At 42.1% G+C, this 22,854-nt stretch carries 20 protein-coding genes; all 20 read right to left on the bottom strand.

From position 1 onward, the window contains the following. Nucleotides 1–120 precede the first annotated feature (120 nt). The 20 genes from sigE to JNUCC41_RS16475 all read right to left on the bottom strand — a co-directional run bounded on the left by sigE (nucleotide 121) and on the right by JNUCC41_RS16475 (nucleotide 22,852). On the bottom strand, nucleotides 121–840 hold the full coding sequence (gene sigE / locus JNUCC41_RS16570) for an RNA polymerase sporulation sigma factor SigE (RefSeq protein WP_034313874.1): 720 nt from the start codon (nucleotides 838–840) through the stop codon (nucleotides 121–123). Nucleotides 841–898: 58 nt separating this feature from the next. Next, nucleotides 899–1,825, bottom strand: a complete 927-nt coding sequence (gene spoIIGA, locus JNUCC41_RS16565; RefSeq protein ID WP_192203971.1) for a sigma-E processing peptidase SpoIIGA — start codon at nucleotides 1,823–1,825, stop codon at nucleotides 899–901. Nucleotides 1,826–2,324: 499 nt separating this feature from the next. Continuing rightward, a complete protein-coding gene (ftsZ, locus tag JNUCC41_RS16560) occupies nucleotides 2,325–3,482 on the bottom strand; it encodes a cell division protein FtsZ (RefSeq protein ID WP_034313879.1) in 1,158 nt (385 codons plus the stop codon). Between the two features lie 44 nt (nucleotides 3,483–3,526). Then, complete coding sequence (gene ftsA, locus JNUCC41_RS16555) at nucleotides 3,527–4,825, bottom strand: cell division protein FtsA (protein WP_192203970.1); 1,299 nt, start codon at nucleotides 4,823–4,825, stop codon at nucleotides 3,527–3,529. A 263-nt stretch (nucleotides 4,826–5,088) separates the two neighbouring features. Beyond that, the gene (locus tag JNUCC41_RS16550) at nucleotides 5,089–5,454 is read right to left on the bottom strand and encodes a small basic family protein (protein WP_098371078.1); all 366 of its coding nucleotides are present in this window, start codon (nucleotides 5,452–5,454) and stop codon (nucleotides 5,089–5,091) included. Beyond that, nucleotides 5,454–6,164 carry a DUF881 domain-containing protein gene (locus JNUCC41_RS16545; protein WP_192203969.1) on the bottom strand — a complete coding sequence of 237 codons (711 nt, stop codon included), beginning with the start codon at nucleotides 6,162–6,164 and terminating at the stop codon, nucleotides 5,454–5,456. The genes JNUCC41_RS16550 and JNUCC41_RS16545 overlap by 1 nt, the downstream gene beginning before the upstream one ends. Before the next feature lie 42 nt (nucleotides 6,165–6,206). Continuing rightward, nucleotides 6,207–6,899, bottom strand: coding sequence for a DUF881 domain-containing protein (locus tag JNUCC41_RS16540; RefSeq protein ID WP_192203968.1), 693 nt, complete (start codon nucleotides 6,897–6,899; stop codon nucleotides 6,207–6,209). After that, complete coding sequence (locus JNUCC41_RS16535; RefSeq protein WP_192203967.1) at nucleotides 6,886–7,668, bottom strand: cell division protein FtsQ/DivIB; 783 nt, start codon at nucleotides 7,666–7,668, stop codon at nucleotides 6,886–6,888. Before JNUCC41_RS16535 ends, JNUCC41_RS16540 begins: the two co-directional genes overlap by 14 nt. Nucleotides 7,669–7,798: 130 nt before the next feature. After that, a complete protein-coding gene (gene murB, locus JNUCC41_RS16530) occupies nucleotides 7,799–8,707 on the bottom strand; it encodes a UDP-N-acetylmuramate dehydrogenase (RefSeq protein ID WP_192203966.1) in 909 nt (302 codons plus the stop codon). A gap of 353 nt (nucleotides 8,708–9,060) precedes the next feature. Continuing rightward, entirely contained in the window at nucleotides 9,061–10,167 is a 1,107-nt protein-coding gene (spoVE, locus tag JNUCC41_RS16525; protein ID WP_370662527.1) for a stage V sporulation protein E, read from the bottom strand. Nucleotides 10,168–10,321: 154 nt separating this feature from the next. Next, on the bottom strand, nucleotides 10,322–11,674 hold the full coding sequence (gene murD / locus JNUCC41_RS16520) for a UDP-N-acetylmuramoyl-L-alanine--D-glutamate ligase (RefSeq protein WP_192203964.1): 1,353 nt from the start codon (nucleotides 11,672–11,674) through the stop codon (nucleotides 10,322–10,324). Then, a complete protein-coding gene (gene mraY, locus JNUCC41_RS16515) occupies nucleotides 11,675–12,652 on the bottom strand; it encodes a phospho-N-acetylmuramoyl-pentapeptide-transferase (RefSeq protein ID WP_192203963.1) in 978 nt (325 codons plus the stop codon). Nucleotides 12,653–12,742: 90 nt separating this feature from the next. Then, on the bottom strand, nucleotides 12,743–14,215 hold the full coding sequence (locus JNUCC41_RS16510) for a UDP-N-acetylmuramoyl-L-alanyl-D-glutamate--2,6-diaminopimelate ligase (protein WP_192203962.1): 1,473 nt from the start codon (nucleotides 14,213–14,215) through the stop codon (nucleotides 12,743–12,745). Between the two features lie 158 nt (nucleotides 14,216–14,373). Continuing rightward, nucleotides 14,374–16,296 carry a stage V sporulation protein D gene (locus JNUCC41_RS16505; protein WP_192203961.1) on the bottom strand — a complete coding sequence of 641 codons (1,923 nt, stop codon included), beginning with the start codon at nucleotides 16,294–16,296 and terminating at the stop codon, nucleotides 14,374–14,376. A gap of 116 nt (nucleotides 16,297–16,412) precedes the next feature. Continuing rightward, nucleotides 16,413–18,569, bottom strand: a complete 2,157-nt coding sequence (locus JNUCC41_RS16500) for a penicillin-binding protein (RefSeq protein ID WP_192203960.1) — start codon at nucleotides 18,567–18,569, stop codon at nucleotides 16,413–16,415. A 2-nt stretch (nucleotides 18,570–18,571) separates the two neighbouring features. Continuing rightward, a complete protein-coding gene (gene ftsL, locus JNUCC41_RS16495; RefSeq protein WP_101224576.1) occupies nucleotides 18,572–18,928 on the bottom strand; it encodes a cell division protein FtsL in 357 nt (118 codons plus the stop codon). Between the two features lie 33 nt (nucleotides 18,929–18,961). Continuing rightward, nucleotides 18,962–19,894, bottom strand: a complete 933-nt coding sequence (rsmH, locus tag JNUCC41_RS16490; RefSeq protein WP_034313911.1) for a 16S rRNA (cytosine(1402)-N(4))-methyltransferase RsmH — start codon at nucleotides 19,892–19,894, stop codon at nucleotides 18,962–18,964. Nucleotides 19,895–19,946: 52 nt separating this feature from the next. Then, a complete protein-coding gene (gene mraZ / locus JNUCC41_RS16485) occupies nucleotides 19,947–20,378 on the bottom strand; it encodes a division/cell wall cluster transcriptional repressor MraZ (protein ID WP_034313914.1) in 432 nt (143 codons plus the stop codon). Between the two features lie 343 nt (nucleotides 20,379–20,721). Beyond that, nucleotides 20,722–22,350 (bottom strand): bacillithiol biosynthesis cysteine-adding enzyme BshC, encoded by a 1,629-nt coding sequence (gene bshC, locus JNUCC41_RS16480; protein ID WP_192203959.1) that lies wholly within the window; start codon nucleotides 22,348–22,350, stop codon nucleotides 20,722–20,724. 109 nt (nucleotides 22,351–22,459) lie between these two features. Continuing rightward, nucleotides 22,460–22,852: a DUF3397 domain-containing protein gene (locus JNUCC41_RS16475; RefSeq protein WP_192203958.1), complete on the bottom strand. Its 393-nt coding sequence runs from the start codon at nucleotides 22,850–22,852 to the stop codon at nucleotides 22,460–22,462. Nucleotides 22,853–22,854: the final 2 nt, after the last annotated feature.

Here is a 22,854-nt window from a genome sequence, read left to right as displayed (position 1 = left end):
AAAAAACAGTATTTCCGCGGGAGGAAAAAATATGCACATGGCTAGAACAGAAAATCCCCATTATTTTTCAATATAGGTATCAAAGTATTGATTTGATTGACATTTAAGCACTTTATTTTTTTACACCATTTTATTAAATTCTTTACGAAGCCTCTTAATAATCCTTTTTTCCAAACGTGAAATGTAAGATTGGGATATCCCCAGCATGTCGGCAACATCCTTTTGGGTTTTTTCTTCTCCGCCTGCAAGCCCAAAACGGAGTTCCATTATCTGTTTTTCACGTTCGGATAACTGTGTAAGTGCTTTTGTCAGCAGCTTACGGTCAACATTTGCCTCAAGGTCTTTCGTGATAATGTCATCGTCCGTTCCAAGTACATCGGATAACAGAAGTTCATTTCCATCCCAATCAATATTGAGGGGTTCATCAAAAGAAACTTCAGAACGGATTTTGTTATTTCTGCGTAAATACATTAATATTTCATTCTCGATGCATCTCGAAGCATATGTAGCGAGTTTTATTTTCTTCTCAGGATTGAATGTATTCACAGCTTTGATCAAACCTATGGTTCCAATGCTGATTAAATCCTCAATATTGATCCCAGTATTTTCGAATTTCCTGGCAATATAAACCACCAGCCTTAAATTACGTTCAATCAAGATCGAACGTGCAGCTTCATCGCCATTGGGTAATTTATTGATCAGTATTGCCTCTTCTTCCTTCGAAAGGGGCGGGGGCAGTGCCTCACTCCCTCCTATATAAAATATTTCGTCCGTTTTCAATCCGAGCTTGAACAATAGTTTGTACCAAAAATAAGTGAGCCGAAGAATGAATTTCTTCAAAATAATTCTCCCTTCTAATAAACGGATTATGGGTCAAATTAAAGAGTGAATTGATGGTTCAGGAGGCATTTTGCACCGGTATCCCGGTTAACATTTTCGGGTGAACGATAGATTGATAGCTATTGTCGGGAGAGAGTTGCTGAAAAGTAAACGAAACGAGACCCTGCTTGACATGAAATTCTTTTTCTCCTTGAATGATTTTAATGTAATCCGGTTTGATTGCGGTTAACAGCTGATGTTCATGGCCCACGACTTTATAAGGGATGACACGCATTCTTCCTGTCCATGAATATTCTGGCTGCGTTTCCTGACTTATCAGGTTATCAGGATTTTTAAAGAGCTCTAGCATATCGTCCGGAATTCCTGCTTCCCTTCCTGAAAGAGAGATGATCATGACCGGGGAGCGTGTAATCGGATCATATAGTTGATTGCCGCTATCCACCAATCCATGAAATTTCCCTTCAAAGTCAGAGATTTTTACCGAAACCGAAACCATTTGTTCATGTGTAAGCTTGGTCATCTCCATCCCTTCTAGTGTTCGCTTGGAAAATTGCCATGCGAGCGGGAACCCGATCATTACGAATATCCAGCTGACAGGGTCGCCAAAACGGTTGATTCCTGCATATTGACCAGGGTCCTTGGACACGATTTGGAATTCAAATAAGTAGTGAAGTCCCAGAAGGATACCTCCCGATAAAAACGTCACGAAATATAAAGTGGCCACCGATTTCATGAAAAGTTTCAACCTATTAAACCCAAAGGTTGCCAGCACCATGACAAGGGATACTAAAATCTTCATGTACACTCGGTCGGCAATTGCATAAAAAGGAGTGAATGCCAATACGATAATGAAGGAACCAATCAATCCGCCGATGCATACCCGCCAAAGAGCTACCCTTCGTTTAAGAATGATTGCGGTCCAATATAAAAGGAGGCAGTCAAATAACCAATTCAACAACCAGATCACATCTAAATATAAAGTCAAACACCCTCCCCTCCTTTTATTAACAAACCTTCCACTAGCAAAAAGTATAGCGTACCTGCCGTTAGAAAGTGTGTCACTTTTTGTACTGAAAACTTAAGAGTTTTTCAGTCATTTTTACCCTTTTTGTAGAAAAACAGCCATTGATATTTTTAATACCGTCTTAGAGACTATCCTGCTCCCTTTTACTTCTGTCGATTTATGTTATAAAAGTTTAATAATTTATTGCTCTTTCATCTTTCATCTTTTTACATTTATGAATGAAAGTGAACAAATGATGTGGACTCCCTTCTGCCAAGTCATTCCCCCCAGTACAATTCCGTCTTCCAGCTCACAGGATAGCCAGAAAAGATCATGGATCCAATGATGCAGAATTCATTCATCACTTCGGTCCGAGTGAAACGCCCCATTATAAGGTCAATTGACACCAATTGCTTTTGAGAGTTCACATTATTAACGACAAAAAACCGTCCCCAAATGGGAACGGCAAATGACGTCGGTATTAACGGCGTCTATTACGGTTACGGAGGAAGGTTGGAATATCCAAGGCCTCATCACCTTGATTGGCATTACGTGCAGGCTGTTCATTGACTTCTTCTCTCTTCACTTCACGCTTCACGTTTGACTGTGGCGTTTGTTGTGTCTGAGGTCTTGATTGCTGCTGTTGTCCGAGTGTTGGACGTCCAGTAGGCCTAATTGAAGCTTCAACCTCGTTAAAACCTGTTGCAATTACCGTAACGACGATTTCATCTTTAAGGTTTTCATTGATAACCGAACCAAAAATCATGTTTACGTCTTGATCGGATGCAGTAGCCACGATATCGGCCGCTTCCTGGACTTCAAAAAGACTTAGGTTCGTGCCACCTGTAATATTCATCAGTACGCCTTGGGCACCATCAATCGATGTTTCAAGCAACGGACTGGAAATGGCTTTTTTCGCCGCTTCCGCCGCACGGTTTTCCCCTGAGGAAATCCCGATTCCCATAAGTGCGGAACCTTTGTTTGACATGATTGTCTTCACATCGGCAAAGTCCAAGTTAATAAGACCTGGAACAGCAATTAAATCTGAAATCCCTTGTACACCTTGGCGAAGTACATTATCGGCTTCACGGAATGCTTCAAGCATCGGCGTGCTTTTATCGACGATTTCAAGGAGGCGGTCGTTCGGAATGACGATCAGTGTGTCAACCGATTCCTTCATGGATGAAATCCCGCCTTGTGCCTGTGTTGCACGTTTTCGGCCTTCGAAAGTAAATGGACGTGTAACTACACCCACTGTAAGAGCCCCTAGATCTTTAGCGATGCCCGCTATGACAGGAGCAGCCCCTGTTCCCGTACCGCCGCCCATTCCAGCCGTTACGAAAACCATATCTGCCCCTTTAAGCGCTTCTTCAATCTGCTCTTTGCTTTCTTCGGCAGCTTTTTTTCCTACTTCGGGATTGGCACCTGCTCCCAAACCACGAGTAAGTTTGCCACCGATTTGCATTTTGATTTCTGCTTTAGATAGATTAAGAGCCTGTGCGTCAGTATTGACAGAAATAAACTCAACACCCTGTACACCATGCTCGATCATTCTGTTTACTGCATTGTTTCCGCCGCCGCCAACACCTATTACTTTTATCGTTGCTAATTGTTCTAGATTAGAATCAAACTCCAACATGACAATCCTCCTATTTTGACGAAATTCCCGATTCTTAATGATTGTTATTCAAAAAAGTAACCCAGGATTTTTTTGAATTTAGATTCACCTTTTTCACCTTGTTTTTTAGCCGTGTTCTCTTTGTTTTTCTGAGAAACCTTCTGGCTGCGCTGGTCGTTATCTTCTTGAGCTTGTCCAGCTGCTACAGGAGTTTTATTAGCGGTGTTTTTTTGCATTCTCTCTTTCTTGCATGCGTGTTTAATCAAACCAACAGCTGTCGTGTATTGGGGTTCCCTGACACCGATGTAATTCGGTTCAGCTGTCCTTACCCGGTTTTGGAACACATATTGAGCAAGCTCCAGAACTCCCGGCATCTTGACGACGCCCCCGGTCAACACGAAACCACCTGGTATATCCTGGAATCCAAGTCTCTTCAAATCATCTTGAATCAACTCGAATATTTCGGTCACCCGCGCTTCAATGATATCCGAAAGCATTAACTGGTTGCAGGTCTGCTGCTGATCGCTGCCGATGATCGGTATTTGGAATACTTCATCTTCAGACGCGTCATCATAAAAGGCATGTCCATGCTTTACTTTTATTTTCTCAGCTTCATCCATCGTTGTCCTTAGAACGATGGAAAGGTCCTTCGTAAGTGTTTCCCCGCCTATAGGTATCACAGACGTATATTGTAAATAGCCTTGTTCGAAAATTGCCAGTGTCGTGGAACCACCGCCAATATCGACAAGTGCCACACCAAGTTCTTTTTCATCCTTGGATAAAACAAGGGAACCTGCGGCTAACGGCTGAAGGGCAATATCGGTTATTTCCAACCCTGCCCTTTCCACACAGCGCAGTGTGTTATGTAAAATTGTCCGAAGACCTGTGATTAAAATCCCCCTCATTTCCAACCGGACACCTATCATGCCCCTTGGATCACTGATTTCATCAAGTTCATCAACTTTGTAGTGAATCGGCACCACGTCGATGATTTCCCTGTCGGATGGTATCGTTATTAACTCCGCTGCTTCCCTAACACGGAAAACGTCATGCTCGGTAATCTCTTTATTGTCACTGGATACCGCTACTACCCCATGACACGGCTGAAGCGTCACGTGATTTCCGCTTATGCCGACGATTACCTTCTTAATCTCCATCCCTATCATCCGTTCTGCTTGCTCTATAGCCTTTTGAATGGATTGGACGGTTTCATCTATACCGACGATCGAACCCTTTTTGAGCCCTTCTGATTTAACATTTCCTACGCCGATTATATTTAATGTGTCATTGACCATTTCCCCAATGATAACTTTTACACTGGATGTACCGATGTCAAGACTTACGTATATTTCGTTGCTGTTCATTCCATGGCACCTCCTTCAGTTTTATACATGTATTGTAGATTAACATTTTTATATCGAAGTCTTATACATTATAGAATAACAGAACTGATTACAACAACTCGCGAATTTCATGGATATTCGGTTCATTTTGTATTTCCCGAACAAAACTCGTAGATTTCCCACTTTATGGTGTTTATTGTTCGCTTCTCAACGAGACTGATACACTTAATAAACTAGATACTGCCATAAACTATTCGTCATTTATAACTTAATTCCCTTTAAAATTATAGATTTTTTTTCTGCTTTTTCCGGGAAATGGACCATTTTTCAATTAGGATCCTTCTAATCAGGGCTATATTTTGAAAGAGCCTTACACCGAACACAAAGATTGCGGCTAAATATAAGTCTACACCAAGATGTACACCTAGAAAAGCCAAACCTGCGGCTAAAACAATATTAAAGAAGAATCCTGTTACAAATACAACTTCATCATAAAGATTTTGCAAATGAGCCCGTATGCCCCCAAATAAGGTATCAAAAGCAGCAAGCACGGCAATGGAAAGATAATTTGAATATTCATGGGGAATATCAAAATCCACCAAAAAGCCAAGGGTGATTCCAATTAATAACCCAAAAACCGGAAGCCACATTACGATTCCCCCCCATCCATAATGGGTTCCATATCTTCCACATTAATAGCATTTTGGTAGGCCGGCAAAGTCAACTCACCGGAAGGTACATCGATCTGCACTTCAAAATTATCTATAAAGAAATCATCCATAAGTTCGGAACCTTCAATGCGTTGCTTCAGTTTCTTTGGATTAACGGTTATCGCCTTTATTTCGACCGGGTAATGAACAAGAGGATAACCGTCCATTTTCGGCTGCCCATTAATATCACGAATAACCGATGTTGATATATACCTTTGTCCTGAAATGGAAATTTCGTCAGCGCCATATCTATACATTTCATTAATGAGCCGAATGATCAAAACAGGTGAAATATACTCGACCTTCTCACCAAGTAGGATATCTGCTTTGATGGGCTGTATAGATACGATTACCCCATTACCTTTAATTTCGGTCAAACCTGCGTCTGTCTTTAATTCGGTCAGGGTGTCACGCAATACTTCTTCTTTACTCTCATTTTTCTTTGTTTCATAGGATGCTATTTTTCCCTCAAGCTTTCTGATACCCTCTATTAAATCCGCCTGGGTCTGCTGTTCTTTCAATAAATCATTTTTCAGCTCCCACATATCCCTTGTATCGGAAACGACAGGCTGATTCACCAAATTGAATTGAATAGCGAGCATGAAGCCAGCAATCAACGTAACCAAACTAAAAGAAAGCTTTTTTTTCATTTCCAGTTTCTCACCAATCTTTCATCGAATCCGGCGGTCTGATCACCCTCCAATAATTGGATCAAAAATGATATTCTTTTGCTTTTCCACTGTAAAGATAATATTCTCATTAACCAGCTGTTCCTTGATGCCACCAGGTAAGTCCAGTGAAGCACCCAGGACATCCGGGTCCCCAATCGCAGATATGATGAAGGGAGCAGGATGTTGATGACCATCGATTGTAATCACAGGCCCATTACAGATTATGTATGAATCATGATTTAACCTTTGACCGTTAATCGCAACAGCCTCTGCACCTGATATGTATAGTTCATTGACGACCTTGAAGACATGCTGTTCATGGACGAGGTAATTATTAACATTGGCTTTTGAATCCATATCCGTACCATCTTCAAGAGTCACCTGCAGGCCTGAGCCTTTTACTTTCACTTTCCCGAGAAACATACGGTATTTTTCCGTATCCTTTGCCAAATTGAAAAAAAGCTGCTTTTCCTGCGCTAGGTCTTTTTCTATTTGGGATACATTTTCTTGCTTCTGAAGGAGTTCCTTCTGAAGTTTCCGGTTCTGCTTCTCTTGTTCAATCAGCTGCTGCCTGAGTTCATATTCCTGATCCCAGGCCTTGTCCTCCCCTGCACCCTCACCTTCTTTGGTCAGATTGTAAGAGAAGGCAATCATGAATCCGAGAACTACGCAAACCAGGGGTAAAACCACCCGTTTGCCATTAATTTTCCTCATTAGTGTCTTCCTTTTGTTCAGCGTCTTCATATGCCTTAAAATAAGAACCCACTTCCAGATCGATGACTCCCTTTACATTCGGATCCAACTGGCTGACAATTGATGGATAGTGAATCATTTTCTCGTATAAAGTCCGGCTTGTCGCACTTACTTCAAACCCATCGTTCATATACATGACGATATGGTAGACATCAGTTTTGGTTGGAGCGTAATGAATTTCTGAAATGGCATTCTGAATCTCGACAGGAAGCTTGTCCAGTTCTTCTAAAAGCAACTTTAATGCTTTACCCTCTTTGAAACCAATTAAAACAGGGGCAAATACTGGAATTTCGCCTGTTGCCAACTCCTCTAAAACGGACCCGTTCTCCAAAATGGGAGCAATCTTCCCATTATTGGACAGATATGCCATCCTATTATGTTCCGACACCGTAATTTTTATGGAATTAGGAAATATCGGTGTCACCTTAACGCTTTTTATTTCTTGATTTTTTTTGATATTGGCTGCAGCTTCCCCTGTATCAACCTTCCAGATGCTTCGATCTTTCTTCACCTTACTCAGTTTAATGATCTGTTTGGAAGTAATATAACGATTTCCCTCTACCTGCACGGATTTCACATAGCTTAACGGAGATAAGAAATATAGCACACAAGCAACCAGAATGAAGAAAAGGGAAAGCAAAAGAACAAGCCGCCTGTTTGCTTTGCTTTTTCTTAATTGTTTTAATTTCGGGATGCGGTCCTCAATGGAAACGATTTTCCCCTTTTCCATCCCCTTCACCTCTTCCTGAAAAAATGGATGGTTCTTGACAGTGCGAAATCAAGACAAACTCTATATTTGGTCATTAACAAACTTTAAAAGGTAACACATTATATCACAATATTTGGATATAATGAATCTATTATTTTCTGCCGATAATTTCCACTTCTGTTTCCATTTCAACTTCAAATTTATCAAACACAGTATCCTTCACATGCTGTATCAACGCTTGAACATCCGCTGCGCTTCCATTACCTGTGTTAACGATAAAGTTCCCATGCATTGGTGAAATCTGAGCTCCGCCAATAGAATGTCCCTTCAGGCCTGCATTTTCGACCAATTTACCAGCATGGTGTGGAAGTGGGTTTCTAAATATGCTCCCGGCACATGGAAGATTATACGGCTGGGTATCTTTACGATAATTCTTGTTATTCTGCATTCTTTCAACGATTTCGGTTCTATCACCCTCTGTCAATTGAAAAATTGCTTCCAGTACAATACCAGGTCTTTTCTTCTGAAGCAGAGAAGTTCGATAAGAAAACTCCATTTCTTCTTTCGAAAGCCAAGCTAGGGTTCCATCTTCAAATAGAACATGTGCCTCCTTGAGAATTTCACTCATATCGGAACCGTGTGCACCAGCGTTCATATAGACTGCTCCGCCGACGGAACCGGGAATCCCACTGGCAAATTCCAATCCTGCATATCCTTTTTTACTGATTTGTACGGACAGGCTGACAAGCGATACCCCAGCTCCTGCTTTGATCTCCGGCCCATTTATCTCGAGATGATCAAGTCCTTTACCCAATTTAAGCACGGCACCTTCAATTCCGCCATCACTGACAAGTAGGTTCGAGCCCCTGCCGATCACCGTCCATGGAATCTCATTTTCTTTGATGACCTTCATTGTTTTTTCTATATTTTCAATGGATGACGGCACGATGAATAAATCAGCCGGCCCCCCAATTTTCATAGTTGTATGATTTGCAAGCGGTTCCTGTTCAAGAACTTTGCCGATTTTCATTTCAGTTAATTGCTTTATCACATTATCCATGATAAACCTCCTTGTTGTTCCAAAAATTCCAAGTTATAATTTTCATTTCCTCTTCCATGAGGTCACTTAAATGACAAGATTAATTACGCCTTTTTAGCAGAAAATGAGCAGAAGCAAGCCCCAGTACGGCCTAACCCTCTTATACTATAGTCTAAACAAAGACGTATTGCCAATATTTATTGTGGATTCCTCAACATTCATACATGGTAATATTTAAGCGGCATTTCATTTATTTCTAAATTTCGGCAAAGCACAATCCAAAATCGTTTTCCTGCAAAGGTTTTCAACGTAAAAAAGGAAGCCCTGCGTTTAACAGAACTTCCCTTTAGCCAAACCCTTTATTTCACTTATTTTCAGAACCTTGAATAACGGCTAATATTCAGGAGCACCCCAATCGCCATCAACATGAGCGTCAATGATGAACCGCCATAACTTAAGAGGGGCAAGGTGATACCCGTAACTGGCATCAAACCCGTTACCACACCTATATTGATCATCACTTGAATGGCGACCATTGCAATGATCCCCACCGCTACAAGGCTCCCATATAAATCAGGGGCGCCAAGTGCGATCCGAATGCCCCGCCAAAGCATGAGCGCAAATAATAAAATGACCAGAGAACCCCCGATGAAGCCAAGTTCCTCGGAAAGTATGGCAAAGATGAAATCAGTCTGCGGTTCTGGTAAATAGAAAAACTTTTGGCGGCTTTGCCCGAGTCCCAATCCGAACAATCCCCCGGGTCCGATTGCATAAAACGATTGAATCATTTGAAATCCACTGCCCAAAGGGTCTTCCCAAGGATCCAGAAAAGACGTGATCCTTTTTATCCGGTAGGGCGCTGATAAAATCAGACCAACAAAACCTGCTACCCCGATTAGCCCCAAGCCGACAAAATGACTGATTTTTGCCCCGGATATAAAAATCATAACGATGCACGTTCCAACCATCACCGTTCCCGTTCCAAGGTCCGGCTGTAACATGATCAATCCAAATGCCAAAAACACTAAACCCAAGGATGGAAGCATCCCTTTTTTAAAGGAGGTGATCAACTTTTGCCGTTCTGATAAAAACTTAGCTAAAAAAGCGATCATCGCCAGCTTCATGAACTCAGAGGGCTGCACCGAAAAGGCACCCACACCAATCCAGCTCCTCGAACCATTTCTCGCCATTCCTATACCTGGTACAAGCACAGCCAGTAACATAATGAAACAAATGATGATAAGGATTTTGGCCCATGTCCGCCACGTCCAGTAATCCACATTCATGATGAAAAACATGGCTATGACACCAACGCAGGCAAATAGCAACTGCCTTTTAGCAAAATAAAACGAATCATCAAATTTATATGTTGCCCAAATGGCACTCGCGCTGTAAACCATGATTAATCCAACAGTCAAAAGACTTAAGGTGACGATAATGAGAATGAGATCAGGATTCGATTTTTTTAATGGCACGGACATCCACCTCTAGGAAGTTTTTCGAGCCTGCGAATATAAAACATCAATGCTGATTGCTTGTCAGCACTTTAGTCAAAAAAAAAGCGATAACGGCTCATTATCGCTTTTTTCCATGGTGTCAACGTAGAAGCAAGTTAACTTCTCTCTGCGAAAGCTCTTACTTAAGTTTATGCACAGCCTCCATAAACATGTCTCCTCTTTGCTCAAAAGTTTTATATTGATCCCAGCTTGCACAAGCCGGGGAGAGAAGAATGCAGTCGCCTTCATTTGATAATTCAAATGCAGCCGGCACGGCCTTTTCTACATTATCGACACGTTTTATATTCGCTATTCCTAATTCTTTTGCTACCCGTTCAATTTTTTCTGCCGTTTCACCAAAAGTTATCACGGCTTTGACATTTTCCATCGCCGGTTTCAACTCATCAAATTCATTTCCGCGATCCAAACCGCCCGCCAATAAGATGACAGGTTCCGTAAAGGAAGTTAGCGCTTTGGATGCTGCTAGAATGTTCGTCGCTTTCGAATCATTATAAAATTTACGGTGATCGATCGTTGCCACAAACTGCAGACGGTGCTCCACACCATAAAATGTTTTCAATACAGTCTGAATGGCTTCGTTAGCTACACCCTTGAGTTTGGCCGCTGAGATGGCCGCAAGCACATTTTCCAAATTGTGCTTACCAGGAAGGGCTATTTCTGAAACTTCAATGATTTTTTCTCCTCGGAAACTGACGGCACCATCTTCCACATAGGCTCCATTCTCATGTTTCACTTCAGCTGAAAAAGGAACAAGTTCAGCCTTGGTCTTTTTCGCCATGGACAAAACAAGATCTTGATCTGCATTAAAAATCATGAAATCTGAGGCTATTTGATTTTTCGTAATCGCAGCTTTTGCTTCGACATATTCCTGTTTGGAACTGTGATAATCCAAATGTGCATCATACAAATTTGTCACGATTGAAATTTCAGGACGGAATTCGTCTATTCCCATTAACTGAAACGATGATAATTCAATGACGATCGAATCATCGGGTTTTGCATTTTCAGCAACACCAGAAGCCACTGTCCCGATATTACCTGCAACCAGCGGGGATTTTTCACCGGTCTTCAACATTTCGTATATCAATGTTGTAGTGGTCGTTTTCCCATTTGTACCAGTGATTCCTATGAAAGGCGCCTCACTTATCTGATAGGCCAGTTCAACTTCCGTGATAACAGGGATCCCTTTTTCCAATGCCCCTTTTACGATAGGGTTCCGATAGGGGATTCCCGGGTTTTTCACGATCAGCTCGAAACCCTCATCAAGAAGCTCGATCGGATGACTGCCGCAGATGACTTTGATTCCCTGTTCAAGAAGTCCTTGAGCCTCAGGATTTTCCGATAATGGCTTCATGTCATTAACCGTCACGAAAGCACCTAATTTATGTAGAAGCGAAGCTGCAATCACTCCGCTTTTTGCCAAACCCAATACTAATATCTTTTTCTCTGAATACTTTGCAGTCTCTTTCAATTATATCCACACCTCTAAATAGATTCCGAGTACCGCACACAGCAGCCCCACTGTCCAGAAAGTAACGACGACGCGCCATTCCGACCAGCCGGAAAGCTCATAATGGTGATGAAGCGGACTCATTTTAAAAATACGTTTACCAGTCGTCTTAAAAGATCCTACCTGCAAGATGACCGAGAGCGTCTCAATCACGAAGACTCCGCCGATGATCACCAGGAGGATTTCAAGCTTCGTTAACAAGGCGATGGTTGCGATCGCCCCCCCAAGGGCCAAGGAACCCGTATCCCCCATGAAAACCTTTGCTGGATGTGCATTGAATACCAAGAACCCGAGTACTGCACCAACAACCGCCACTGAAAAAATAGCGACATCATATTGTGACTGACTCCAGGCCAAAATGGCAAAAGCACCAAAGGCAATGGCAGATGTTCCTGAGACAAGTCCATCAAGCCCATCCGTCAAATTGACGGCATTCGAAAAACCTACGAGCCAGAAAATAACGATAAACAGATAAAACCAGCCAAAATCAAAAGCAAAGTCAGTACCTGGAATCGTCAATTCTGGATTAAAACGGTCTGTCTGCTTAAAGACGAAGTAAAAGATGACAGAAATCACAATTTGTCCAAGCAGTTTTTGCTTGGAAGTCAATCCTAGGTTTCGCTTCATGACCACTTTGATGAAATCATCCAGGAAACCTAATAAACCAAAACCTAAAGTAACGAATAATAATAAATACGTTTCAGTTGAAGGTGACGAAAATTTCAAAGTCATGACTAGTGTAGCGATGGTTACAGATAATAATATGACCAAACCGCCCATGGTGGGTGTGCCGGTTTTCTTCAGATGCGATTGTGGGCCTTCTTCCCTAATACTTTGCCCGAATTTCAATCTTCTTAAAAACGGGATGAAAATCGGCGAAAGAAGAACGGTTACTAAAAACGCCACCAAAATCGTATAAAAAATCACTTGTTCCAACATTCCTTACTCCCTCATTCCTAACACAATTCAAATATAAAAATCTGCTTGATGTCTTTTCTTATTTTTCGCAAAGGCAATTTCAGCTTTGGTTCAAACTGAACCCAGACGACTTTGAATCGCCTTTTCCGCTTCTTCACGGTCATCGAAGTGAAGCACTTCGTCACCGACCAATTGATAGGTTTCATGACCTTTTCCGGCTATTAATATAACGTCGCCCTCTTCCGCCTTGGTAACAGCGTAAGCTATCGCCTGCCTGCGATCTTCAATAACGGTATATTCTTTGCCTGCTACACCAGCTTCCATATCCCGGAGGATCTGGGCAGCATCTTCACTGCGCGGATTATCCGAAGTGAAGATCGGGTCAGTCGCCAAGCTGCATGCAATTTCGGCCATGATGGGACGCTTTGTCTTGTCGCGGTCCCCGCCGCAGCCCACTATCACGAAAATTTTCTTTCTGGCAAACTCGCCAACAGTCTTTAGAACATTTTCTAAACTGTCCGGAGTATGGGCATAGTCTACAATGACAGCGAAGTCCTGATTCGCTGTAATGAGCTCAAAACGGCCTGCAACACCTTTTATATCCTCAATGGATCTAATTGTCTCATCTAGATCGTTACCGGCGCACAAAGCAGCTGAGATTGCTGAGAGCACATTATAAACACTGAATTTACCAATTAGCTTCAGCTGAATGTAACGCTCTTCTTTACCTGCTGTCAAGGTGAACGATGTGCCATTTGCATCAATTTGTATATCCTTGGCCCTGATATCCGCTTCTTTGTCTATGCCGTATGTTACGACTGTAGCAGCAGTCGCTTTAATGAAATCAGCTGTTGCCTCATCATCGGCATTAAGCACAGCATATTTAGGACGATTTTCTATGTAAGCATTGCCTAGCTGTGAGAAAAATAAGGATTTTGCCTGCCTGTATCTGTCCATGGTTTTATGAAAATCCAAATGATCCTGTGTGAGATTCGTAAAGACGGCAATATCATAATCACAGCCATGGACGCGTCCAAGCTCAAGTGCATGCGATGAGACTTCCATAATCGCAGTGGTAACGGATGCTTCGGCCATTTCATGAAAAGCCTTCTGCAGCGTAACGCTATCTGGCGTCGTATTCTTAGTTTCATATACCGTATCGGCAATTTTTGTATACATCGTGCCAATCAAGCCTGTTTTTTCTTGTCGATCCTCGAAAATCTTTTCCAATAAGTGACTGGTCGTCGTCTTTCCATTCGTACCTGTAATTCCGATCAAGCGCATCTTTTGAGTTGGATGGCCATAGAATGCATCGGCAAGCACCGCCATCGCCCTGCTCGAATCCCTGACTACGATCACGGGAACATCGAGGTCAAGCGGCCTTTCGGCAATGACTGCTGCAGCTCCATGTTCTACAGCAAGTCGGGCAAAATCATGACCATCGACTGTATAACCTTTTATACAAACAAATAAACTTCCGTCTATGACTTTACGGTTATCATTTTCAATGGAGGTGATTTCAGGATTTTCTCCTTCATACGTAAATAAGGAGTGTAAATAAGATAATAATTTGTGAAGCTTCATTTTTCCATCCCTCTCAACTTAATTTGAGGATTCATTATATGTGATTAGCCTTGGCTTGTCGAGAAACCAATTTCAATTATACGGGGTTATCCCGACTCCGTAAACAAAGCGGCTGATGATTCTTCAGCCGCTTTAACTATTCATATATTATATTATACTTATTCTGTATTTTCGCCAAGATAAATTCTTATTGTGGAGCCTTGTTTTACTTTAACACCTGGATCGGGGGCTTGATTTATGACTTTATCCCCATTTCCGGCAATATCCAGCTTAAGATCGATGAGCTGGGTTTGCAACTCTTTTTTGCTGATACCCACAACGTCAGGTACCTCGACCATGACCGGATCTGTCCAGACCGTTTCCTTCTCAATCTGGTTTTTTCTTGGCTTGACGCCCATGGCCCTAAGTGAATCCTCCATGATATTCCCAACGATCGGTGCGGCAACGACCCCGCCGAACTGTACCGTTCCTTTAGGATTGTCCACAGCTATATAAACGACGATTTGCGGATCATCCGCTGGAGCGACCCCAATGAATGAGAGAATATAATTATTTTCAAGGTATCTGCCATTTTCAGCTTTTTGGGCTGTACCCGTTTTCCCGCCGACTCGGTACGACTCCACGAATGCTCCTTTACCGCTACCTTGGGCGACAACGGATTCAAGTGCTTCACGGACTTTCTTAGAGGTCGCTTCTGAAATCACTTTTTTCTTCGCCTGTGGGGTCTTTCGCATCAGTACTTCCCCATTTTTTGGATTAACAAGATCCTTCGCGATATAAGGTGTATACAAAGTTCCGCCATTCACAGCCGCCGATACCGCTGTCACCTGCTGAATGGGCGTTACAGCTACACCTTGTCCAAACGCTGTCGTTGCCTGCTCAACCGGACCCACTTGATCCATGTTGAACATGATTCCTTTTCCTTCTCCGGTTAAATCAATCCCTGTCTTTTGCCCAAACCCGAAATCATTTATATATTTAAACAGCTTGTCTTTACCAAGCCGGTTTCCTAATTCTACAAAACCAGGGTTACATGAGTTCTCGACGACTTCAAGAAAAGTCTGGTCCCCATGTCCTCCTCTTTTCCAGCAATGCAGTGTAGACCCTGACACTTCCACATGTCCGGAATCGTAAAAATGTTCCTTTTGTAAGTCGACCTTCCCTTCCTCAAGCGCCGCAGCAAGCGTGATGATCTTAAAAGTCGAACCTGGTTCATATACACTCCAAACGGGTAAATTACGGTTATATACTTCTGAAGGTACATTTTGAAAGTTGGCCGGATCGAAGGTTGGCCTGCTTGACATTGCCAATATTTCCCCTGTATTCGGATCCATCGCAATGGCAATTATACCATCGGGATCATATGTCGCCTCCGCATTATCGAGCTCCCTCTCCACAATTGTCTGGATTTTACTATCGATGGTTAGCTTCAAGTTATCACCATCAACAGGGGGCTTATAGTCATCGGCCATATTTTCAAGTCTTTTCCCTTTAGCATCGGAGTAAAATTTTACGAATCCCTTTTCCCCGCTTAGTTCCTTATCATATGACAATTCAATACCCATCAACCCTTGATTGTCAGAGCCAGTAAAGCCAAGAACATGCGAAAGGTATTCACCAAATGGATAATGGCGCTTTGAATCCTCAGCGATGTAAACGCCCTTTATCCCTAATGCTTTAATTTCCTTCGCCTTTTCATGAGATATCTTTCTGCCTTCCGGAATTCTGACGCTCATCGCCTGTTTCGTTAACCATTGATAAGCCTTTTCCTTTGTCATATCCAATATTGAAGCAAGCTGTTCCGCCGTCTCCCCAGGATTCTCAATCTGTCTTGGGATGACATAGACTGTTGGTGCAGATATATTCGTTGCCAGCTCAACACCATTCCGATCCAGAATTTCTCCTCGTTTGGCTTCAAAAGGAATATTCCTGCTCCAGGAGTCTTTAGCCAGCCCCGTCAACTTATCCCCTAGATAAAACTGTACAATTCCCAATCGGATATCAATGATAAAAAAAACAACGATACCGATCGCCAATGCGATTGCCAGCCGTTTTCGGACAGTAACATTCGAAACACGCAAAAACAGGCACCTCCATTTCATACATGCTTCAATATATGCTTGTCTACTCGATGCTAGACTACAAACTTTGTTTGAAAGAATTAAAGAGGGGATCCATTTGGATCCCCTCTTTATCTTCACTCTGTTTTCCCTTTTGTCGGTATATCTTCACCAGCCCCCTCAGGCTGGGATAATTCAATATTGAATGTCTCTCCTTCCTTTACTTTTTTCCCTGGCTCAAGACTTTGTTTACTCACATATCCAGTACCTTCAGTTTTTAGATCCAGTTTTGCGACCTTAGCCAATTTCATAACATCGCGCAGGGACCATCCCTTCATGTCAGGAACTTTCATTTCGCCTTCCGTCCTGAGGATTACCTTTTCACCCTGTAAGAGTACGCTCCCCGCTTTTGGGGATTGATCGAGCACTTTACGTCCACTTCCTAACGTACTTACATCATAGCCAAGTTCCTTCAGTTCTTTGACAGCTGAACTCTCGGTTTGATTCGCATAGTCCACGATTTTATTTGCTTTTTGTTTTTTCACCTCAGAAGGTTTTATGTTTAGATATTGCAGGCTATTTTGCATGACAGGATTAAATATCTCTGACAATGGATCAGCCCCAACATAAGATACACCTAACTTCGGCTGCTTGACCGCCACATACATGACCAACTGCGGATCATCTTTTGGAGCCATGCCTAGAAAGGAGAACACATAGTTATTTTTCCCTTCTAAATATCTACCTGTCGGACCCGCAATTTGTGCAGTACCGGTTTTCCCCGCTACTTCATATCCTTCAATGGCATATTTTTTCCCTGTTCCTTTTTTCGCGGAAATTACCGTTTCCAAATAATCACGTACTTGTTTTGCAGTTTCTGCCGAAATCGGTTGCCCTGTAACTTCCGGCTTAGTTGTTTTCAGAGTTTTCCCCGTATCCTGATCGGAAATGCTTTTTATCACATACGGCCGCATCATTTTCCCGTCATTGGCTATTGCGGATGCAGCTTGGATTTGTTGAATCGGTGTAACGGTCGAACCCTGTCCAAAGGAAGTGGTAACTTTTTCAAGCTTATACTTGTATTGAATTTTTCCAGTTATCTCGTTTGGTAGGTCAATTCCCGTTTTTTTATCAAATCCGAACTTAGTCAAATACTCACGGAAAGTATCCGCTCCTATCTTATCCATTGCAAGAGTAGCAAAAGCGACGTTTGAGGAACGTTGAACCCCTTCAAGAAAGGTCATGCTCTTCCCTCTTTCGATTCCGCTATGATCTCCGATTTTCCCTGATCCGGCTTTGTAGGTTCCAGCGACAAAGCTTTCATTCGGATTAAAGACCCCTTCCTCAACAGCCGCGGCAAGGGTGAATGTTTTCATGGTTGATCCAGGTTCGAAGGTTTCTTCAATAGCCAGGTTCCGCCAAGTATCCGTAAGACCGACTTTCGTTGTCGGATGGAAGGTAGGCCTTTGCCCCATCGCCACGATTTCCCCCGTTTTCGGATTGGAGACAATCGCTATGATTTGTTCAGGATCGTATTTTTCCTGCACTTTGCTCATCGAGTCTTCCAGGAATGTTTGTATTTTCTTGTCGATGGTAAGCATGACATCATTGCCATTATCCGGTGCAACAACCTTTTCTTCCTTATCAGGTAAGAGGAAGCCCCATGAGTCACTGTCATATGTCAGCTTCCCATCCGTTTCCTGCAGTTCTTTATTGAGGTACCTTTCGATGCCGAATTTACCAGCCATTTCTCCCGTTTTTTCATCCTTTTCTACATAGCCAATCAGATGGGAAGCGAAAATCCCATTAGGATAAAAACGTTTATTGGTCCTTCCGAATGTAATTCCCGGCAGTTCCAATTTTTCTATTTTCTGCTTTGTGACCTGAGTCAAATCCTTGCCGGCACTGCCAAACTCCACCTGGTATGCCTCTTTTTTCGTAAGTCTTTCATAGATGTCCTGTTCATCCATATCGATATATTTAGCAAGCTTATTCGCAGTCATTTCCGGATCCTTGACATGCTCCGGCTCCTTTTCACTGAGTACCGCCCTTAAGATATAGGAGGAAGTATCCTCGGCGATGACTTCACCTTTAGTATCGAGTATGCTTCCCCTTTTTGCTTCTATGACCTGTTTTTTTTCATATTTCTTGTCGATTTTTGAAGCCAGTACCTCCCCGCCTGCTGTACCTGTCACCTGAATATACAAAAAGCGGCAGATTAACACAAAAAAGAGCAGGCCGAATAAGAAGAATAATCCGGCTGCCCCATGCTTCATATTTTTTTGTTTCTGCATTATCACTGCACACCCTTCACATTATTCTCATTTAACTTGAACCCTAGCGCTGCAGCTTTTTTCCAAATTCTTTCGTATGTACTAAGTTCAGCAACCTGCACTTTCAAATCATCATTCACTTTACCCTGTTCTTCAATCGACGTTTCCACTAGCTGGATTTCTTTATTCGTTTCATAGATGGCCGCTTGATTAGAGACTATTTTCACTCCCATAAAGGTAACCATGATAGCAAGGGCACATAGTAAGAAAACTTCACCAATGGATATCTTCGCTTTACGGATGACCACTGTTTGGTGCGTCTGTTGCTGCTGTTGGTCTTCATATTGCTGTTCTTGTATTTTTTTGGCTATGGAACTCATTCATGTTCCCCCTCTACTGATTTTTTTCTGTGATTATTGCTTTTCGGCGATTCTTAGCTTAGCCGACCGGGAACGATTATTCCCTTCCAATTCTTCTTCTGATGGCAAAATCGGTTTTCTCGTAATTATTTTCATAGTTGGTTTGAATTCATCCGGGATAACTGGAAGTCCAGGCGGAAGGTCCGGCATGCTGCTGGCTTTTTTAAATACCGTTTTACAAATTCTATCTTCTAGTGAATGGAATGTAATGACAGATATTCTTCCTTCTTTATCCAAAAGCGATATGGCTTGCTCCAAGGAATCTTCAAAGACACCAAGTTCGTCATTCACAGCGATTCTTATTGCTTGGAACACTCGTTTCGCAGGATGTCCGCCTTTACGTCTTGCCGGGGCTGGTATTCCATCCTTAATTAACTCCACAAGCTCGAAGGTCGTTTCAATCGGTTTTATTTCACGTGCCGCTTCAATTTTCCTGGCAATTTGTTTCGAAAACTTTTCTTCGCCATATTGGAAGAAAATTCTCAGCAAATCATGGAATGACCAAGTATTCACGACATCATAGGCAGAAATGGCAGCACTTTGGTCCATCCTCATATCCAAAGGTGCATCATGGTTATAGCTGAAACCACGTTCTGGTGTATCCAATTGTGGGGATGAAACACCCAAATCATATAGGATCCCGTCCACTTTCTCGATTCCGCGGGCATTCAACTCTTCTTTTAAGTATTTAAAATTATTAGGAACAAGAACAATACGTTCGCCATAGCTTTCCAATTTTTCCTTAGCATTCCGAATCGCCGTTTCGTCCTGATCAAAAGCATAAAGCCTACCCTTGTCAGAGAGCTGTGAAAGTAAGTATTCGCTGTGACCGGCTCCTCCTAAAGTACAATCCACATAAATTCCATCAGGTTTGATGTTCAATCCATCAACCGTCTCTTTTAATAACACTGTTGTATGTTGAAACATGTTAGACATCCTTCCAATCGGTTATTGAGTGACCCTATTTCTGGGGGCAGCCTTAAATATCAAAGCCAATCATATTTTCTGCTATCTCAGCGAAAGAATCCTCAGAAGCTGAAAAATAGTTTTCCCAAAGGGATTTGCTCCAAATCTCAATACGATTGGTAACACCAAGAATTACACATTCTTTTTCCAATTGGCCATATGAAGTAAGCGGCGTGGGGATATTAATTCGCCCTTGTTTATCAATTTCGCATTCTGTAGCTGCAGAAAAGAAAAAACGGGTAAAGGCTCGGGCATCTTTTTTTGTTAAGGGCAGGGCTTTCAGCTTTTCTTCAAGCAGCTTCCACTCTTCCATAGGGTAACCAAATAAACATTGATCGAGTCCGCGGGTAAGGACAAATTGCTCCCCGAGATTTTCCCTGAATTTCACCGGGACTATCAAACGGCCCTTTATATCGATGTTATGATGGTACTCTCCCATGAACATACCCAATACCCCCACATTCTAATCTCAATGTACCACATTCCCCCACCTTTCTCCACTTGTTTTTACTTTCTCCTTCCAAGTAAAAATTCCCTTCTTTTCTACTTAAGTTTATTTAGCCAAATTATTTACATAAACATGCACTTCCCTCGAATGGACTCAGACTAAGACGCAGCCCCACAATTCCTGTCGAAGATACTACCTGACAAGTGCCCAGGAAACAGAAAAAAAGACAGGCTTTAGCACCTGTCTTTTTTACATTTATAATCCATCCGGCGGGATTGGTTTGTGGCAACCTTATTCAAAATGATATGTCCGCCACTTTTACCCAAAACGGATGGTTTTTCTAAATGAAAATCAATTTATGCTGATTATTGAACCGGTATTCCAGTTTCATCATATCCCGTACGAACTCTGGCCCGTATTGATTCAAGTAATAAAACACATTCCAAATCCTTTCTTGGGGTGATCCAAGAGGGTACAGTGAATTTGCGATCCGTTCATATTTTTTCAATGTGACCGAATGCCGTTCCTTTGTACGGTCACCGATTTTGCCATACATGAAATTCAATTGCTTTTGTATGAATTCAATGTTTTTATTCAACATCGGCTCAAGTGCTCTATCTAAAGAGACAGCGTGGGCAAATAGCTTTTCATGGTTCTCTTCAAGCTGTGATTTCAGTGTCCCGAACAGGGTGTCAATCGTCTCATCTTTCACCGAATCAAGGTAACTTTTCACAGCATTAGCGGTTCCTTCAGTCAGAACAGTTTCCAAACTGAGTTCCATTTCTTCAAGGTCGCTATGGATACTGCGCTCTACCAGCGTGATGTTTAACCTAGGAATGATTGGGGGCATCTTCATGGAAAACAACTCAAATGCCTTTTTTAATTCTGCCCAATAAGCTATTTCCCCTGGTCCAGAAACGAAAGCCAATACAGGGAAAAGCATTTCCTGCATGAGCGGGCGTGTAATGACATTGTTGCTTAATCGTTCTGGATGATTTTTGGCAATCTGCAAGAGTTCCTCCCCGGTAAATGATACCTCACCGTTTTTACCGCTGAAACCGCCTTCTACACGTTCGAGTAAACATCGATCTTTTTTTTCTGGATCATAATAAAATAAATTAGCTGCCCGATTATCCATTTCAATCATTTTTGCATACCCTTTCGCATGCATGAATGATTGCTGTTCCTCGACCACTTCAGCAATCCGTCCACTTTCATTGATCATCGATTCAAAGTATGCCTTCTCCATTCGCCTTAACTCCGGATCTCCGGCATCAACTAGTAAAAGGCCATATTCTTTGAACCATTCATGAATCAGTCTGGCAAAGAAATCGACGAAAGTATTCGATTGCTTAATGGTTTCCTTCATATCAATCAGGAGTTTATTCGTAAAGGCCGTTTCTCCATAAGTTTCAATGATTTCCTCAAACCACTTCTCAGCCTTATCCGTTTCCAGCTCTACATCAGAAACCATTGTTTTATAAGGCTGATAGGAAGGATAGGTTTTCTTATCGGGTTTACCGTTTTTCATAACATAAACATGATTGACTTCAGCCAAATCATGATCTTCTCCAGCTATCCAAAAGACTGGAATGACTGGCTGCCCCAGTTCTTTTTCCTGTTCTTCCGCAAGCTTAATGATCGAAATCACTTTATGAATGGTATACAGCGGCCCTGATAATAACCCAGCCTGCTGTCCTCCAATCACCACAACGGAATCATCCTTGCGCAACCTTTCAATATTCGCCTTAACTGCCTCACTGATTGCAAAACGAGACATGTATTGTTGTATGTAATCCGACAATTCATCACGTAAAAAAGAGCGGTTCATCAATTCATTATATCTATTGAGATAAATGTCAGGCTTAGACAAGTCATAGTGAAAATAATCCTCCGTTTCAAGACGGTTTTGTAAATAGTCCGATGCAAAACGGTTTAAAGATGGTAACGCGAGATCTTTCATCTCCATTTCTGTTCTCCCTTTCTCTGCAACTACAATTCTTTTTAGAGTATAACATTCCGGTTTAAGAAAACAAAAGAAGTTGCCCAGCAGCAGAAAATTGATGCGATGTTCTATGTTATGTAGTAAATATCTTCGTAATACTTGTTATTATTCCAATGGAAAATAATAGAAGGTAAGCTACAAAAAAGAAGGCGAAGTTCACTCTCCAAAAACCCTTTAATACCTTATGAAAAATGATTTCTTCTTTTACCTTGTAATGGACAAGGACCACCACGAATGCGTTGATGATCATGATCAGCATGATCACCCAAAGTATTTGCTTATCCCAAATCGTAATGATCAAATAATGGACGGATAATACGAACAGCAGCGTACTCATGTCCATAGCAAATTGAACGGAGCGCCTATGGTTTCCAGTAAATTGTTTGGCACTGATAAAAAAAAGTAAATACCCCACGAATGGCAAGGTAATAAATATCGCGGCAAGGCTCGAAACTACGTACGGCACAT

This window comes from Brevibacillus sp. JNUCC-41 (assembly GCF_014844095.1).
Lineage (GTDB): Bacteria > Bacillota > Bacilli > Bacillales > DSM-1321 > Peribacillus > Peribacillus aracenensis.
Note: the sequence above shows the minus strand (reverse complement) of the source record. Positions and strands in the feature narration are given on the sequence as shown.